At 56.2% G+C, this 235-nt stretch carries 1 pseudogene; it reads left to right on the top strand.

The features are described from left to right. Positions 1–235: pseudogene (locus FDX22_RS23880) on the top strand (phosphoribulokinase); the annotation flags it as partial.

Raw genomic sequence — 235 nt, 5'->3', positions numbered from 1 at the left:
TGCGGTAACAGGATCCAGCGGCGCGGGGACCACCACCACCAGCCTTGCGTTTCGTAAAATTTTCGCGCAGTTAAATCTGCGCGCCGCCGAGGTGGAAGGTGACAGTTTTCATCGCTATACCCGTCCGGAAATGGACATGGCGATTCGCAAAGCACGCGATGCCGGGCGGCATATCAGCTATTTCGGCCCCGAAGCTAACGACTTCGGTCTGCTGGAGCAAACCTTCATTGAATAC

It is taken from the genome of Citrobacter sp. TBCS-14 (assembly GCF_005280805.1).
GTDB lineage: Bacteria > Pseudomonadota > Gammaproteobacteria > Enterobacterales > Enterobacteriaceae > Citrobacter > Citrobacter gillenii.
This window is presented reverse-complemented; position numbering and strand designations above follow the sequence as displayed.